The organism is Gemmatirosa kalamazoonensis, assembly GCF_000522985.1.
GTDB lineage: Bacteria > Gemmatimonadota > Gemmatimonadetes > Gemmatimonadales > Gemmatimonadaceae > Gemmatirosa > Gemmatirosa kalamazoonensis.
This window is the reverse complement of the sequence record NZ_CP007128.1, coordinates 1,153,908-1,168,706: the sequence shown is the minus strand read 5'-3', so window position 1 is coordinate 1,168,706 and position 14,799 is coordinate 1,153,908. Positions and strand designations below refer to the sequence as shown.

12 protein-coding genes and 1 pseudogene are annotated in these 14,799 nt (G+C 74.0%); 3 read left to right on the top strand and 10 right to left on the bottom strand.

What is annotated here, in order from left to right:
* Positions 1–13: 13 nt before the first annotated feature.
* Positions 14–685 (top strand): IPT/TIG domain-containing protein, encoded by a 672-nt coding sequence (locus tag J421_RS05155; RefSeq protein ID WP_025410099.1) that lies wholly within the window; start codon positions 14–16, stop codon positions 683–685.
* A gap of 30 nt (positions 686–715) precedes the next feature.
* Here the strand turns inward: J421_RS05155 and J421_RS05150 are convergent, their stop codons facing one another.
* The 6 genes from J421_RS05150 to J421_RS05125 form a co-directional block, all read right to left on the bottom strand.
* Complete coding sequence (locus tag J421_RS05150; protein WP_025410098.1) at positions 716–1,837, bottom strand: DmpA family aminopeptidase; 1,122 nt, start codon at positions 1,835–1,837, stop codon at positions 716–718.
* A 63-nt stretch (positions 1,838–1,900) separates the two neighbouring features.
* A complete protein-coding gene (gene aptA / locus J421_RS05145; RefSeq protein WP_104022275.1) occupies positions 1,901–3,250 on the bottom strand; it encodes an omega-aminotransferase AptA in 1,350 nt (449 codons plus the stop codon).
* 75 nt (positions 3,251–3,325) lie between these two features.
* Positions 3,326–4,075: a glycoside hydrolase domain-containing protein gene (locus J421_RS05140; protein WP_025410096.1), complete on the bottom strand. Its 750-nt coding sequence runs from the start codon at positions 4,073–4,075 to the stop codon at positions 3,326–3,328.
* Positions 4,076–4,130: 55 nt separating this feature from the next.
* Positions 4,131–5,090 (bottom strand): MBL fold metallo-hydrolase, encoded by a 960-nt coding sequence (locus tag J421_RS05135; protein ID WP_025410095.1) that lies wholly within the window; start codon positions 5,088–5,090, stop codon positions 4,131–4,133.
* 30 nt (positions 5,091–5,120) lie between these two features.
* Positions 5,121–5,717, bottom strand: a complete 597-nt coding sequence (locus tag J421_RS05130; RefSeq protein WP_025410094.1) for a cupin domain-containing protein — start codon at positions 5,715–5,717, stop codon at positions 5,121–5,123.
* 23 nt (positions 5,718–5,740) lie between these two features.
* Positions 5,741–7,675: a multicopper oxidase domain-containing protein gene (locus J421_RS05125; RefSeq protein ID WP_104022274.1), complete on the bottom strand. Its 1,935-nt coding sequence runs from the start codon at positions 7,673–7,675 to the stop codon at positions 5,741–5,743.
* Between J421_RS05125 and J421_RS33835 the strand changes: the two are divergent.
* Positions 7,674–8,563, top strand: a pseudogene (locus J421_RS33835) (TetR/AcrR family transcriptional regulator). The gene J421_RS05125 and the pseudogene J421_RS33835 sit on opposite strands and share 2 nt — an antisense overlap.
* Before the next feature lie 51 nt (positions 8,564–8,614).
* Here J421_RS33835 and J421_RS05110 read toward each other — a convergent pair.
* Both J421_RS05110 and J421_RS05105 read right to left on the bottom strand, forming a co-directional pair.
* Positions 8,615–9,346, bottom strand: a complete 732-nt coding sequence (locus J421_RS05110) for a PEP-CTERM sorting domain-containing protein (RefSeq protein WP_025410090.1) — start codon at positions 9,344–9,346, stop codon at positions 8,615–8,617.
* Positions 9,339–9,965 (bottom strand): PEP-CTERM sorting domain-containing protein, encoded by a 627-nt coding sequence (locus J421_RS05105; protein ID WP_025410089.1) that lies wholly within the window; start codon positions 9,963–9,965, stop codon positions 9,339–9,341. The genes J421_RS05110 and J421_RS05105 overlap by 8 nt, the downstream gene beginning before the upstream one ends.
* A 142-nt stretch (positions 9,966–10,107) precedes the next feature.
* On the opposite strand from J421_RS05105, the gene J421_RS05100 reads away from it, so the two are divergent.
* The gene (locus tag J421_RS05100; RefSeq protein WP_148306159.1) at positions 10,108–13,071 is read left to right on the top strand and encodes a BTAD domain-containing putative transcriptional regulator; all 2,964 of its coding nucleotides are present in this window, start codon (positions 10,108–10,110) and stop codon (positions 13,069–13,071) included.
* Here the strand turns inward: J421_RS05100 and J421_RS05095 are convergent.
* Both J421_RS05095 and J421_RS05090 read right to left on the bottom strand, forming a co-directional pair.
* On the bottom strand, positions 13,062–13,826 hold the full coding sequence (locus J421_RS05095) for a creatininase family protein (RefSeq protein ID WP_025410087.1): 765 nt from the start codon (positions 13,824–13,826) through the stop codon (positions 13,062–13,064). The genes J421_RS05100 and J421_RS05095 overlap by 10 nt on opposite strands.
* Positions 13,827–13,839: 13 nt before the next feature.
* Positions 13,840–14,655 carry a D-hexose-6-phosphate mutarotase gene (locus J421_RS05090; RefSeq protein ID WP_025410086.1) on the bottom strand — a complete coding sequence of 272 codons (816 nt, stop codon included), beginning with the start codon at positions 14,653–14,655 and terminating at the stop codon, positions 13,840–13,842.
* Positions 14,656–14,799: the final 144 nt, after the last annotated feature.

Below are 14,799 nucleotides of genomic sequence, written 5' to 3'. Positions count from 1 at the left end.
GAGGAGCCATGACATGCGACCACGCCTGACGCGATCGGCTCTGCCGGCACTCTTCCTGGCCGCGGCGGGCTGCGGAGAATCGTACCCGACCTCGTGGCCGTCGGCGCCGCGGGCGTACACGCCGCCCCCCAAGCTCACCTCGATCTCGCCGAACCTGGGCTCGACGGGCGGCGGGGCGTACGCAACGATTCGCGGCACCGAGATCCCGCCCGGCGCGAGCGTGACACTGGGGGGCGTCCGCGTGGTCGGCGTGCGGTACGATCTCGGGGTGCCGAGCGGCACCGCGGCGTACATCACGACCCCGGCCCACGCCGCCGGCGTGGTCGACCTGGTGGTGACGGAGCCGGGCGGCGGTGCCGACACGCTGGTCGCGGCGTACACGTACGTGCCGCCCACGTCGTTCGACTTCAACGGGACGTGGGGGGGCTTCGCCGACTGGCAGGAGGAGCTCGTGGTGACGTTCAGGATCGAGCACGACGCGCTCGTCAGCGTCTCCTGCGTCGACCGCGCGACGTTGAGGTTCGCGACGCCGCCGGCGGTGCGCGACGGCGCGTTCTCCTACCGCGGCGCGGACGGCGTCTCCGTCACGGGACGCATCGTCATGTCGGGCTACGCGGTCGGGACGCTGGATCTTCCCCCGTGCACCGGGATCACGTGGCAGGCCGGCAAGAGTCCGGAGCCGTGACGCGCCCGGGGTCCGCGCCGGCGCGAGAGCCTAACGCACTCGCCCGTACTTCCGCATCGCCGCCATCAATCGATCGTGGGGCAGCGCGTGCACCGTGACGTCGTCGGCGCCGGTCATCGTCCTCGCCGCGAGCAGCGCGTTCAGGATCGCCTCCTCGGTCGCCTGCACGGTGGCGCCGAAGATCGCGTTCATGCGCGCGTTCGGCAGCATCTCGACGCGCGCCACATCGGCATCGCCGGCCGAGTTGGGGTTCGCGGTGGAGAACGCGACGAAGATGTCGCCCGAGGAGTTCTCGCCGCGCCCGCCCGTGCGGCCGACGCCTAACGACACGCGCGTGGCGACGCGCTTGAGCTGGTGCGGGAGCAGCGGCGCATCGGTGGCGACGACGACGATGATGGAGCCGGCGCCGGCGTCGTCGGCATCGGTGCCGTTAGGCCGGCCGGGGAGCAGGTCGGGGATCTCCTCGCCCACCGGCACGCCGGCGATGCGCAGCTCGCGCCGCGCGCCGTAGTTGCACTGCACCAGGACGCCGACCGTGTAGCCGCCGGCGGCGGTGTCGAGCTTCCGCGACGCGGTGCCGATGCCGCCCTTGAAGCCGTGGCAGACCATCCCCGTGCCGCCACCGACGTTCCCCTCGGCGACGGGACCGCCGCGCGCCCCATCGAGCGCCGCGATCGTGTGCGCGGCGGTGACGTGGAAGCCGTTGATGTCGTTCAGCCGGCCGTCCCACGTCTCGGCCACCACGGGGAGGCCCCACGGCTGCATGCCCGGCTTCCCCACGCGCCAGCGCAGGATCGCGTCGCGCACGACGCCGACGCTGTGCGTGTTGGTGATCGCGATCGGACCCTCGAGGAAGCCGCTCTCCTGGAGCCACGTCGTGCCGGTCATCTCGCCGTTGCCGTTCAGCGTGAACCACGCGCCGAACACCGGATCCGCGCTCGCCCGGCCGCGCGGGTGGATGACGGTGACGCCGGTGCGCACGGGCCCCGTGCCGACGACGAGCTTTCCATCGCCGGCGATGAGCGTCGTGTGCCCGACCTCGACGCCGGCGACGTCGGTGATCGCGTCGAGCGCGCCCGGCGTGCCGCCGATCGCCGCGCTCAGCCCGAGCTCGCGCGCCCGCTCCTGCGCGCCCACCGCGCTCACGCTCATGGCGAGAAAGAGAGAGTGCCTAACGAAACGACGCACACGCCACCTCGGCCGTTGCAGAGGCGCTCAGGAGACCTTCTCGAGCGCGTCGGACAGCGTCGAGAAGATCTCGTCGATCTGCCCGCGCTCGACGATGAGCGGCGGCGACAGCGCGATGATGTCGCCCGTCACGCGGATCAGCAGGCCGCGGCGGAAGCACTCCATGAACACGTCGAACGCGCGCGCGCCCGGCTTGCCGTCGCGCGGGTCGAGCTCGATGCCGGCGACGAGGCCCATCGCGCGCAGGTCGATGACGTGCGGCAGCCCGCGCAGCGCGTGCACCGCGTCGGACCACGCGCCCTCGAGCGACGCGGCGCGCGCGAACAGATCCTCGCGCTCGTACAGCTCCAGCGTCGCCAGCCCCGCGGCGCAGGCGAGCGGATGACCGGAGTACGTGTAGCCGTGGAACAGCTCGATGCCGCCGCCCGCCTGCTGCGCGGCGTCCATGATCGCGTCGTGGATCTCGCGCTTCACGACGGCGGCGCCCATCGGCACCGCGCCGTTCGTGATCCCCTTCGCCACCGTGAGCACGTCGGGCGTGACGCCGAACCGCTGCGCGGCGAACGGCGCCCCGAGTCGACCGAAGCCCGTGATCACCTCGTCGAAGATGAGGAGGATGTCGTGCTGGTCGCAGATCGCGCGCAGCCGCTCGAGGTAGCCCGCCGGCGGGAGCAGCACGCCGGTGGACCCCGCCATCGGCTCGACGATCACCGCGGCGATCGTCTCCGCGCCGCGCTCGTGCACCACGCGCTCGAGCTCCTCCGCCAGCTCGGCGCCGTGGGTGGGCTGGCCGCGCGAGAACGCGTTGCGCGCGAGGTCGTGCGTGTGCGGCAGGTGGTCCACTTGCGGCAGGAGCTGCGCGGCGAACGCGCGGCGGTTCGTCTCGATGCCGCCGACGGAGATGCCGCCGAAGCCGACGCCGTGGTAGCCGCGCGCGCGCCCCACGAAGCGCGCGCGATCGGGCTCGCCGCGCGCGCGGTGGTAGGCGAGCGCGATCTTCAGCGCGGTGTCGACGGCCTCGGAGCCGGAGTTCGTGAAGAACACGCGGTCGAGCCCCGCCGGCGTGATCTCCGTTAGGCGCTCGGCCAGCCGGAACTGGAGCGGGTGCCCCATCTGGAACGCGGGGGCGTAGTCGAGCCGTCCGGCCTCGGCGGCGATCGCGTGCACGATCGGCTCGCGGCAGTGGCCCGCGTTCACGCACCACAGCCCCGCCGTGCCGTCGAGGATCCGGCGGCCGTCGTCGGTGGTGTAGTGCATGTCCTTCGCGGCGGCGAGCAGCCGCGGCGCCTGCTTGAACGCGCGGTTCGCCGTGAACGGCATCCACAGCGCGTCGAGCGCGACCTGTTCGGCCAGCGGCTCGGTGAGGATCTCGGTCATCGATGGCGTGGGACGGAGGGCGGATGGTGCGTGCTGCCGGTATATGCCATCCGTCCCACGCCGCTCGCTAGCCTGTCAGTCGGGCGCCCACATGTGGTCGAACGCGTAGCTGCTCGCGAGGTCGCGGTCGTAGCCCCAGGCCCGCGAGTCGAGCCCCTGCCCGACGACCCCGACGGCGTACTGCCAGATGTCGACGTCGCCGATCTCCTGCGCGGCCGCCGGGAGCAGGCCGGGGTCCCGCCCGTCGCCCATGGCGCGGGTGAGCCACACCGCCGGCGCGCGCCCGCCGAGCGTCTTCATCGCCTGCACGATCGGTCCGCCGGGGGCGATGTGGAGCTGGCCGCAGTACAGTCCCCCGAAGCCCTGGCGCGTCAGCGCGTCGTAGCCCTCGCACCAGCCCACCACCCAGTCGGGCGTGAGGACCCAGTGCGGCTCGATGTTGGCGTAGACGAACACGTCGTCGGGGATGTGCAGCCCGCGCGCGAGGCCGACGGCGTTCTTCGCGGCCTCGCGTCCCCACTTCTGGCCGTCCGGCCCCTTCATGCCCGTGTGTGCCTGCGTCGGGCAGTAGATCGGCAGCAGGCTGCAGCCCTGCCCGCGAATGAACTCGATCTCCTTGTCGGTCACCTGCGCGGCGCTCGCGGGGTTCTTGATGTAGCGGCCGACGAACGCCGGTGTGCCGCCCTCGCGCTCGGTGACGTACTCCAGCTTCCCGGTGACCTTCCCGCGGAGCGGTGCCGAGAGGTTCGACGGATTGTACATGTCGATGCCGCGATACAGCTTCGTCGGCGACTGCTTGCTGCGTACGGCGTCCAGCCCTGGCATGTCGGTCCTCCTCCGTTAGGCGCGGCCCGCGGGCCCGCGCGCGATGGTGCCGTGATCAGTCGGGCGGCAAAGCGATCGGCACGAAGTACGTCGGCACGATCACCCGCGTGCGCGGCGATGCGGCCCGCACCTCGGCGACGAACGACTGCACGCGCGCCACGGCGGACGCCTGACTCGCGTCGTACGGGACGTTGAACGCGTCCCAGTGCGTCGGCAGCACGAGCGGCGGGTGGCCGAGCGCGCGCAGCAGCCGCGGCGTGTAGTCGTGAATGGCGGCGCGCTCCGGCATCGCGCCGACGAGCGCGACGTCGGGGCGGAGGCCGTCGACCTCGCGCTCCACGTAGTTCATCGAGCCGAACGCGAGGATCTCGCGGCCGCCGAGCCGGATCAGAAACGCGAGCGTGCCGCCGTCGGCGCGGAAGTCGGCGACGCGGAGCGGCGCCCGGGCGTCGCTCCCGATCGGCGTGGGCGGCGGCCCGTCGAGGTTCGGTCGGACGTACGGCGCGTTGCGGAGCACGCCGTGCAGGCTCGGGATCACGCGCACGGACAGCGCGCCGAGCTGGTAGTCCTCGCCGCCGCGCACGGCGAGGATCTGGCGCCCCGGCACGCCGTACGCGCGCGCGATGCTGCGCGTGGTCTCCGTCCCGATGATCGTCGCGCCGGTCCGGCGCGCGATGTACGGCACGTCGAGCACGTGGTCGACGTGCGAGTGCGTGACGAGGATGAAATCGGCGCGCCGGACGTGCGCGTCGATGACGGCCGTGTCGGACCGTGCCGTGTCCTCACGCGCGAAGAACCGCCGCGAGTCGCCCGGCAGCGTGTCGTCGTTCGGCGCGACGCTGCGCAGCCGCGAGAGGTACGGGTCGACGAGGACGACGATCCGGCCGTCGCTGATCTCCCAGCCGGCGGTGCCGAGGTAGGTGAGCGTCACGCGCGCCTGCGCCGCGGCGCGCGCACCGGCCGCGCAGAGGGCAGCGAGAAGAGCGAGCCTCGCGGCCCATGTCCTGTGCGTCATGGGCGGTATCGTTGGACGTGTGCCACCGCGCTACGGCCGCTCGTACACGACGTGCGCATGGTGCCTGACGCGGATCGCCGCGAGCTCCGCCGGCGAGAGCGGCGACGCCGGCTGCCGCTCCGGCGTGGACGTGTCGCGCAGATACTCCTCGAACCCGGGGTGATCGAAGAAGAAGGCGATCGCGAGCGGCTCGCCGCCGGTGTTGCGCAGCGTGATGCGCGTGCGGCGCGGGATGTAGATCGTCGAGCCGGGCCCGATCGTGCCCGTGTGATCGCCGGCGTCGGCTGCGCCGGCGCCCTTGTGCACGAAGATGATCTCGTCCGCGTCCGGGTGGACGTGCGGCGAGATCGAGGCGCCCGGGCGGATCTCCTCGTAGCCCATCATGAAGTTCGGCGCGCCGCCGTTCCGCCGGTCGACCTTGATGATGAACGGCGCGCCGCCCGCCGTCGCGGCGCGCCGGACGCGGCGCTCGCCCTCGTCGACGGCGAGGACGAGCGGGGTGCCGAACGGGCCGCTCCGCGCCGGGCTCACGCTCGCCCCCTCGTTCGGCATGGCGCTCGGCGCGCGCCCGCAGGCGACGAGCGCGAGCGCGAGCAGCGCGCGGCGGTGTGCCGTCGGTGCGGACATCAATCCTCCGGGCATGAGGGTGCCTAACGCACGACGACCGGGATGCGCGTGACCTGGAGCGGGATCGTCGCGGCGGTCACGCCGCGCCGCACGGTCTCGAGCGGCACCGAGAGCGTGCGCGGCGCGGTGATCACGAGCGTGAGCGAGTCGGGGCGGTCGCGCCGCACCTCGAAGTCGTACGTCTCCCCCGGGCGGAAGCTGAGCACCGCGCGCCGGACGGCCGCCTGCTGCGGCGGGAGGTCGGCGCCGTCCTTCGCGACCGCGCGCCACGTCTGCACCGTGCTGTCGCGGAGGAGCTGCACGAGGCGGTACTCGATCGGCGAGATGTTGATGAACCGGAAGCGGTACGCCACACCGGCGCGCAGCTCCACGGGCGGCGGCGTCTCCAGACCATTCACCGTCGCCGGCGAATCGGCGTTCGGCCCGCCGTAGGTCATGAGGAAGACGCGGTCGGTCGTGTCCAGGCGCGCGCGCTCCGGCGTGACGAGCAGTGCGCCGGACTGGCCCGACGTGAGCTGTCCCGCCTCGCTCATGTGCGTGTGGTACATGAACGTGCCGGCCCGCGGCGGCGTGACGCGGACGACGAACGAGTCGTTCGGCGCGATCGCCGGCGCGACGCGCTGCTGCCACCCGCTCCAGCCGACGACGCCGTCGTAGTAGCTCTCGATCTCGAGCCCGTGCCAGTGGATGCCCGCCATCGCGTGCGAGCGGTTGACGACCGTGATCTCGGTCGGCTCGTGCCGACGGAGGACGAGCGTCGAGCTGACGGTGCGGATCGAATCGGGCGCCGGCGGTGTGGGGCCCTCCTGCAGCACGTAGCTGTAGCCGGGCTGATCGCCGTAGACGTGCGCGCGCTCGGTGACGTAGAGGCGCAGCTTGCGGCGCGGCGCGGGCTCCGGCGTGCGCGACACGACGCGCACGCGTCCGTCGGGCGGCGCGACGTGGATTCCCATGACCAGGCCGGCCATCTCGGACTCGGCGTGGCTGGCGTGCGTCGCGCCGTCGTCCGCCGCGTGGCCGAGCCGCAGCGCGCCGTCGAAGTGCTGCACGAGGTGACAGTGGAAGAGCCAGTTGCCGGGCCGCGTCGGCGTCCACGTCACCGTCATCGTCGTCTGGTGCTCGATCACCTCCGTGACCGCCTTCCGCCGCTCGCCGGGCGCGTAGATCGTGTCGCGCGGCCCGTCGCTCTTGCTGTCGACGTCGAAGTAGAACCCGTGCAGGTGCATCGGGTGCGGCGCCGGCGTGCCGTTGACGATGCGCCAGCGGACCGTGTCGCCCACCGCGTACGACAGTCGCTCGGTGTACGGCCACGACAGGCCGTTGACGGTGAACAGGATCCACCGCTCCGGCGGAGCCAGCTCGCGGCGGAGGACACGGTCGGCCGCCTCGGACTTGACGCCTAACGCGGCGACGGTGTCGGAGAAGAAGTTGATCACGAGCACGCGCTCGTGCTTCGGCGGCGTGGCCCCCGCGGGGTCGACGATGAACGCACCGACGAGCGGCGCGTGGCGCCCTCTCGGCAGGACCTCGGTCTTTCCGCCGTACAGGTACGTCCCCGGCGCGTCGACGCGGAAGCGGAACGCCTGCGTCGCGCCCGGCGCGATGTCGACCGAGTCGAGCGACTCGCTCTGGTGCTCCTGCAGCCCGGCGAGCCGGAGCCGCTTCGGCAGCGTGTTGCGCACGGTGACGTGCAGCTCCGTGCCGGCCGGCACGCGGATCAGCGGCCCCGGGATGCTCGGCGGCCTGCCCGCCTCGGCGAACGCGTACACCGGCAACCCCGGACCGGCGTCCGTCTCGGGATACCAGGTCGCCTCGCGCGCCTCGAGCTCGAGGGTGAGCACGCCGTGCGCGAGATGCCCGGCGGCGACGCGGTTGTCGTTAGGCACCACCTCGGGCGGGGCGGCGTGATGCGCCGCGGCGAGCGTGAGCATTGCGAGCGGCAGCAATGTCGGCCTCATGGAACCTCCTGGCCGCCGCCGGGATCCCGGCAGCCCGACAGCGGCGTTAGGCGTCAGCGGGACGAGGTCGTCGGACCGTGGCGTGGCCGTGCAGCGGAAATTACACTACGCTATCGTATCGAAAATAACAAGCGTCGCGTCGCTGCCGGTCCGGCTGGGCGACCTCGTCTTGTCGCCGCCGCGGCGACCCATTCAGTTCCGCCCCATGGCACCCCGACACCGGCGCGAAGACCAGGAGCCGCCAGAGGTACGGGGCCCAGCGGCCCGCCCACACGGCCGGCCGCGCGGCCGCCCCCGCAGCGCGACGGTCCACGAGGCCATCCTCGCCGCCGCGGTCGCGCTCATCCGGGAGTCCGGCTACGACATGCTGGCCATCGAAGCGATCGCCGAACGCGCCGGCGTCGCCAAGACCACCATCTACCGGCGGTGGCCCACGAAGGAGCTCCTCGCCGCCGAGGCGATCGAGCGGCTCGTGCTCGCCATCCCGCTCCCCGACACAGGGAGCGTCGAGGGGGACGTCCTCGCGCTCATGACCGTCACGCGCGGGATGTACGCGGCCCCCGGTACGGTGTCGCTGCTCCCGGCGCTCGTCGCGGCCATCGCGCGCAGCCCGCGCGTCGCCGAAGCCGTCCGCGGGGGCTGGCCGCGGCCTGGAGCGCCGCGATGGCCGCCGTCCTGCGCCGAGGCATCGCCCGCGGCGCGCTGCGCGCCGACGCCGACGTCACGCTCGCGCTCGAGCTGCTCGCCGGGCCGCTGTTCTACCGGTACCTGTGGCTCGGCACACCGATCGACGAGCCCTACGTGCGCGCCGTCGTCGCAGCGGTACTGGACCACCTCATGCCCCGGGCCCGCGGCGCGCCGGGCGGATCGAACGCGCCGGACCCGTGAGCAGCGCGACGTCGCCCAGCTCCGCTGCGCGCGAGAAGCCAAGTGCACGAGTTACCCGGCCGCGTCGGGAGCCGGACGCCTGGCCGCGGTGGCGCGCGCGGCGAGCGCCGCGAGCCCGATGCCTAACAGCGTTAGGCTCCCGGGCTCCGGCACGGCGGTCGGCGCCGCGCGCACGGCGAACACGGGCCCGTTCACCGCGAACCAGCCGGCCGGCGGCGCGCCCGTCTGGTCCAGCACGAGCGAGTCGAAGTCGGTGGCCGCGCCGAGCGAGAGCAGGCCGATGAACGGCGCGCTGCCGTCGCTCGACGCGTGCGAGAACCCCGGGGGCGACAGGAACGTGCTGCCGACGAACGTGCCGCCGCGGTACGCGTCGAGGAACGCGGCGAACGCGCCCAGCCCGTGCGTCGACAGGTTCAGCCCGAACGCGGCGATCGGCTGGCTGAACGTGAACGTCAGCGGCGCCAACCCGGTGAGCGGCACGAGGTTCGTCGACAGCAGGTGCTCGCACGGAAAGAAGTCGAGCATGTCCTGCCCGCACGGCGCCTGGTCCTCGCGCGACATCGGTCCCCCGCCGGACGTCGTCATCGTGACCTGCACGCCGCCGACGCCGAGCGTCGTGCCGCTCGGGACCACGGTGCCATCCGGGCCGAGGGTGGCCCAATCGATGGTGGTGCCGGTGATCCCGCTCCGCGTCGGGACGCCGACGATCTGCGCCGCCGCCGGAGGGGCGGCGACGACCAGGCCGCACAGCAGCGCGAGCCGGCTCCGCCGCGGGCTACGCATGGACCCGACTCCGGCGGCCCCACGCGCCGAGCGCGGCGAGCCCGGTGCCTAACAGCGCGACGCTCGCCGGCTCCGGCGCGGTGGTGCCCGGTCCGGGCGGCGGGCCGCCGACCCGTCCGATCACGACGTCGTCCGCCACGTACCAGCCCGCGCCGTGTTGGTCGAACGTCACGCGGTCGATGCCGGTCCAGTTGAACACCGTCGTCGCGTAGCTGGCGCCGAGCGGCACGTCCATCTGGAAGAGCTGCGCGGCGCCGTTGTAGCCGGTGACCGTCGTGCTCCCCGCGGGTGGGACGCCCGGGAACGGCGCCCACGCGATGAAGGCGATGGAGCCGAGGGTGAACGTGCCCGGCGACGCGAGGGCGAAGCCGCTCGGCGCACCGTTGCCGGGGAAGCCGACGTTCGGCATCGACGCCGCCGCCACCGCGCCGAACGGGTCGTTCGTCGTGTCAAGCACGTACACGTTCAGCCAGTCGAAGCCGTGATATCCGTTCGGTATCGCCGCGAACTGGGTGGGAACCAGGTCGTCGAACCCGATGGTCTGCGCGCTCGCCGCGTTCGGCGGCAGGGCGCCGAGCAGCAGGGCGCCGACGGCCAGCAGCAGTTGCTTCTTCGTCATCCGTGTCTCCCCCGAGTGATGGACCGCGGCCGCAGGGCAGGCTGCCGCCCTGGCGGTTCTCGTCGCCGCGGTGCGTATTGGTCCGGTGCTGCGGCCCCATGGTGGTCCGCGCCCGTCACGCCGCCCGACACGCCGCCGTCATTTGCGAGTTGACACCTCGAGCGCGCCGTCGCGGGGCCCGAGCCCGCCGTCGTTCGTCGTCCGCTGCCGCCTGTTGGGCGCCATCGACGTGCGCGACGCCGCCGGCGACGAGGCGCGCGTGCTGCTCGTGCAGCCGAAGCGGCTCGCCCTGTTCGCGTATCTCGTCCTCAAGGGGCCCGACCGGCTGACGCGCCGCGACTCGCTGCTCGCGCTGTTCTGGCCGGAGTCGGCGGACGACGCGGCGCGCCACTCGCTGCGCCAGGCGGTGCACGGGATCCGGCAGGCGCTGGGGTCCGACGTGATCGCGCGGCGCGGCAACGACGCGATCGGCGTGGGCGCGGGGCAGGTGTGGTGCGACGCGGCGGAGTTCGAGCGCGCGGTGTCCGAGCGGCGGTACGAGGACGCGCTCGGCCTCTACGGCGGTGCGCTGCTCGACGGCTTCCACGTCGCGGGCGTCGCCCCGGAGCTCGAGCGGTGGGTGGACGGTGAGCGCGCGCGGCTGCACGGCATGGCGCTCGGCTGCGCCCACGCGCTCACCGACGACGCGGAGCGCGTCGGCAACCTGCCGCTGGCGCTGCACTCGGCGCGCGACACCGTGCGACTGGCGCCGCTCGACGAGCGCGCGTTCCGTCGGCTCATGATGCTGCTCCACGCGACGGGCGACCGCGCGGGCGCGCTCCGGGCGTACGAGTCGTTCGCGGCGCGGATGGCGGCGGAGCTGGAGGCGGAGCCATCGGCGGAGACGCAGGCGCTGGCCGACCGGGTGCGACGCGAGGTCGCGGTCGGGGGCGCGACCGCGGTGCGTTCGGAGGAGCCGGCGCGCGTCGGCTCGGTACCGCCGGTGACGTCCGGCGACGTGATCCTGGGCGAAGGGGGGGGAGCCCCCCCAGGACCTAGGTACCGGAGCCGGTCGCGGCGCGCCGCGGCCGTCGCCGCGACGGCGCTCGTGGCCGTCGGCGCCCTCGTCGCGGCCGGCGCGGCGCTCGTGACGCGCGCGCACGCCCGCACGCCCGCGGTGCTCGCGGTCGGCACCCTTCGCATCCAGGCGCGCGACACGTCGCTGTCGCCGCGCCTCGTGCGCGAGCTGCTGTCGACCGATCTCGCGCGGCTGCAGGGGATCGGGGTGGTGAGCGCCGAGCGCGTCGACGAGCTGACGGCGCGCGACGCCCGCGGCGACACGGTGCGCGTCTCCGACGTCGCGCGGCGCGCCGGCGCGACCGACGTCGTCGAGGGGATCCTCTCCGGCGGGTCGGGCCACCCTCTACGTCTCGACGTCCGGCTCGTCGACCCCGCGGGCGGCATCATCCGCGGCGCGCGGGTGCTGGCGGCGGCGGACGTCTTCGCGCTCGCCGACTCGACGACGGGATGGGTGGCGGCGCTCGTCGGACAGACCGCGCCGCAGCGGCCGCTCGCCGAGGTGACGAGTACGTCGCTCGTCGCGCGGCGCTTCTACGACGAGGGGCTCCGCGCGCTGAACCAGGGCGACACCCCGGCGGCGCTGCGGCTGTTCCGCGCCGCGCTCGCCGACGACTCCACGTTCGCGATGGCGGCGTACTACGCGGGCGTGACGGCGCAGGGGCTCGTCGGCGACGCGGTGGCGCTGCCGCTCATGGCGCAGGCGCTCCGACTGTCGCGCCGCGGTCCCGAGCGCGAGCGGCTGTTCGCGGCGACGACGTGGGCCGCCGCGACGAACGACCCGCGCGCGGTGGCGACCGCCGAGTCGCTCGCCACGCGCTACCCGCTCGAGCCCGACGGCGAGCTGTGGCTCGGGCAGGCGCTCGTGTGGGCGGGGGATCGCGGGCGCGCCATCCCACACCTGCGCAACGTCATGGCCCGCGACGCGTCGACGCTCGACGCGGCGCCTAACGACACCGCGCGGCAGCGGCTGCCGTGCCGCGCCTGCGCCGCGCTCGGCACGCTCGTCGGCGCGTACGTCGAGGGCGATTCGCTCGACCTCGCCGAGCGCGAGGCGCGCGACTGGACGCGGCGCCAGCCGGCGAACGCGGAGGCGTGGCGCACGCTGTCGGACGTGTACGAGCTCGAGGACCGGATCGCCGACGCGCTCGCGGCGCGGCGCGAGGCGTCGCGTCGTGCGGGGCGCGACCTCGCCGACGCGACGTACCGCGCGCGGCTCGCCATCCGCACCGGCGACTTCGCGACGGCCGATCGCCTGCTCACCGACCGCGCTGCGGACGGCGAGCTCGCCGCGCGCGTCGAGGCGCTCTGGTGGCTCGCGATCAGCCTGCGGCACCAGGGACGCGCCGCGGCCGCGTTAGGCGCCGCCGATCGCGTCGTCGCCCTCGACGACTCGGCGCGGCGCTCGGGCGGTCACGCGGTCGACGGCGCGTCGCCGGCGCGCCTGCTGCGCGCGGCGATCCTGCTCCAGCTGGGACGCGCGCGCGACGCGGCGTCGGCGTTCGAGGCGGTCGCCGCAGCGCCCCTCGGGTTCCCGGCCGATCCGCCGCTCGCCCTCCCGGGCGTGATCGCGCGGCGCCGCGCGTGGGGGCTCGCGCTCGCGGCGACCGCGTACGCCGCGGCCGGCGACACCACGCCGTTCGGCGGCCTCGCCGACCGCGTGGCGGCCGCGGGCCGCGCGAGCGCGTTCGGCCGCGACCGCCGGCTCGCGTCGTACGTGCGCGGGCTGTCCTACGCGGCGCGGCACGACTACACCGCCGCCGAGGGAGCGCTGCGCGCCGCGATCCACTCGCCGAACAACGGGTTCACGCGCGTGAACCTCGAGCTGGCGCGCGTGCTGGTGGCCGAGCACCGCGCGCGCGACGCCGTGCCGGTGCTCCGCGCCGCGCTGCGCGGCGGCATGGAGGGCTCCAACCTCTACGTCACGCGCACCGAGCTGCAGGACGCGCTCGCCCGCGCGTACGCCGCCGCGGGCGAGGCCGATTCGGCGCGCGTGTATCGTGCGCGCGTGGATGCGGCGTTAGGCCGCGCCCGCCCCGGTCACTCGTAGAGGTCGTCCGGGTTCGCCGCTGCGAGGTCGACGAGGAAGCCGCCGATCCGCTCGGTGACGTCGCGGAAGAAGCGCGCGCCCTTCTCCGGCGTCGCCGCCTTCGGGTCGCCGATGCCGGTGTCCGCGGTCACCTGCGTCCACCGACGCGGCGTCCACGCCCACCGCTCGCGCAGCCCGGCGATCTTCGGCTTGCGCTCGCGCCCCGATCCCGCGTCGCCTAACGGAAGCACGAGGTCCGGGACGAGGTGCTGCATGACGCTCGTCTCGAGCTCGCCCGCGTGGTCGCCGAGGTCCTCGAAGTACTGCTTCTGGTCGAGCACCGTCCACCAGTTGATCTGCACGAGCATGACGCGCGTCGTCGGCTGCAGCTCGCGGATGATCTGCTTGAAGTCGTTGCCCCCGTGGCTGTTCAGCAGCACGAGCCGCCGCACGCCCTGTCCCTCGAGCGCCGACACGACGTCGCGCAGCAGCGCGGCCTGCGTCGACGGGTTCATGTTGATGCAGAACGGGATGTCGAGCTGCGTCGTGTTGACGCCGAACGGCACGGTCGGGAGCACGACGACCTTCGCGCCACGCTCCCACGCGACGCGCGCCGACTCGGCGGCGATGTAATCGGACTCGATGACGTCGGTGCCGTACGGGAGGTGGAAGTTGTGCGCCTCCGTGGCGCCCCACGGCAGCACGGCGACGTCGTACGCGGCGCCGGAGACGAACTTCCACGGCGCTTCGGCGAGGATGTAGGGGCGGAATGGCATGGGCGGGAACCTGTCAGCGCGCCGGCGCGACGGCAATGCGCTGCGTGCCGGTCCAGCGCGCGCCGGCGTCGAGCGTCACGGGCTGCACGACGGCGCCCGCCTCGACGCACACGAAACGGCGCCACCCGTCGGGCTCGAGGTCGGCGATCCCGCGCGCCCGCTCGGCGCCGGGGTTCCACACGACGACGTCGCGGAACCCCTCGGCCCGCACGACGCGCGCACGCCCCGGCTCGCGCACCGTCACCTCGTTAGGCACGTCGAGGTAGACGCGGTCCACCTCGCCGTCGAACCGCACCGCGTCCGCGTCGTCCAGCCGCTCCGCGCCGCGCGCGGTGTTGTCCTGGTAGCGCACGCCGCGGAGCCCCTCCACCGCGACGTCGGCGACGTCGGCGACACGGAGGTACGTGTGGAGCGCCGCGGTGAACGCGATCGCGTCGGCGCCGGGGTTCTCGACGGCGAGCGTGACGGCGAGCGTGTCGTCCGAGAGCACCACGCGCAGCTCGGCCCGGAACGGGTGCGGCCACAGCGCCCGCGTCGCAGCGTCGTCGCGCAGGGCGAGCGTCACGGCGTCCGCCGCGTGCGCGAGGACGTCCCACGCGCGGGTGCGCGCGAAGCCGTGCTTCGGCAGCGGGCCGCGATCGGAGAACTGCGGGAAGACCACGGGCACGCCGCCGCGGATCGCGCTTCCCTCCTCGTACGCGGTACGCGGGCTCAGGTAGAGCTGCTCGCCGTCGGCCGTGGACCACGCGGTGACGTGGGCGCCGTATGGGAGGACGGCGGCGCGGGCGCCGGCGCGCTCGAGGGGGAGCGGGGTGAAGGGGCTGGGCATGCGCGGAAGGTACTGCGGGACGTCTACGGCGGGGCGGGTCTTCGGCGCGCGGGCGGCTGGCTCCTCGAGGGGCGACCGTCCCAGAGTTTGGGTCGCGGATCGAACGATTCGCGAATCCGTCGATCGGTTACCGAACACGAAGGG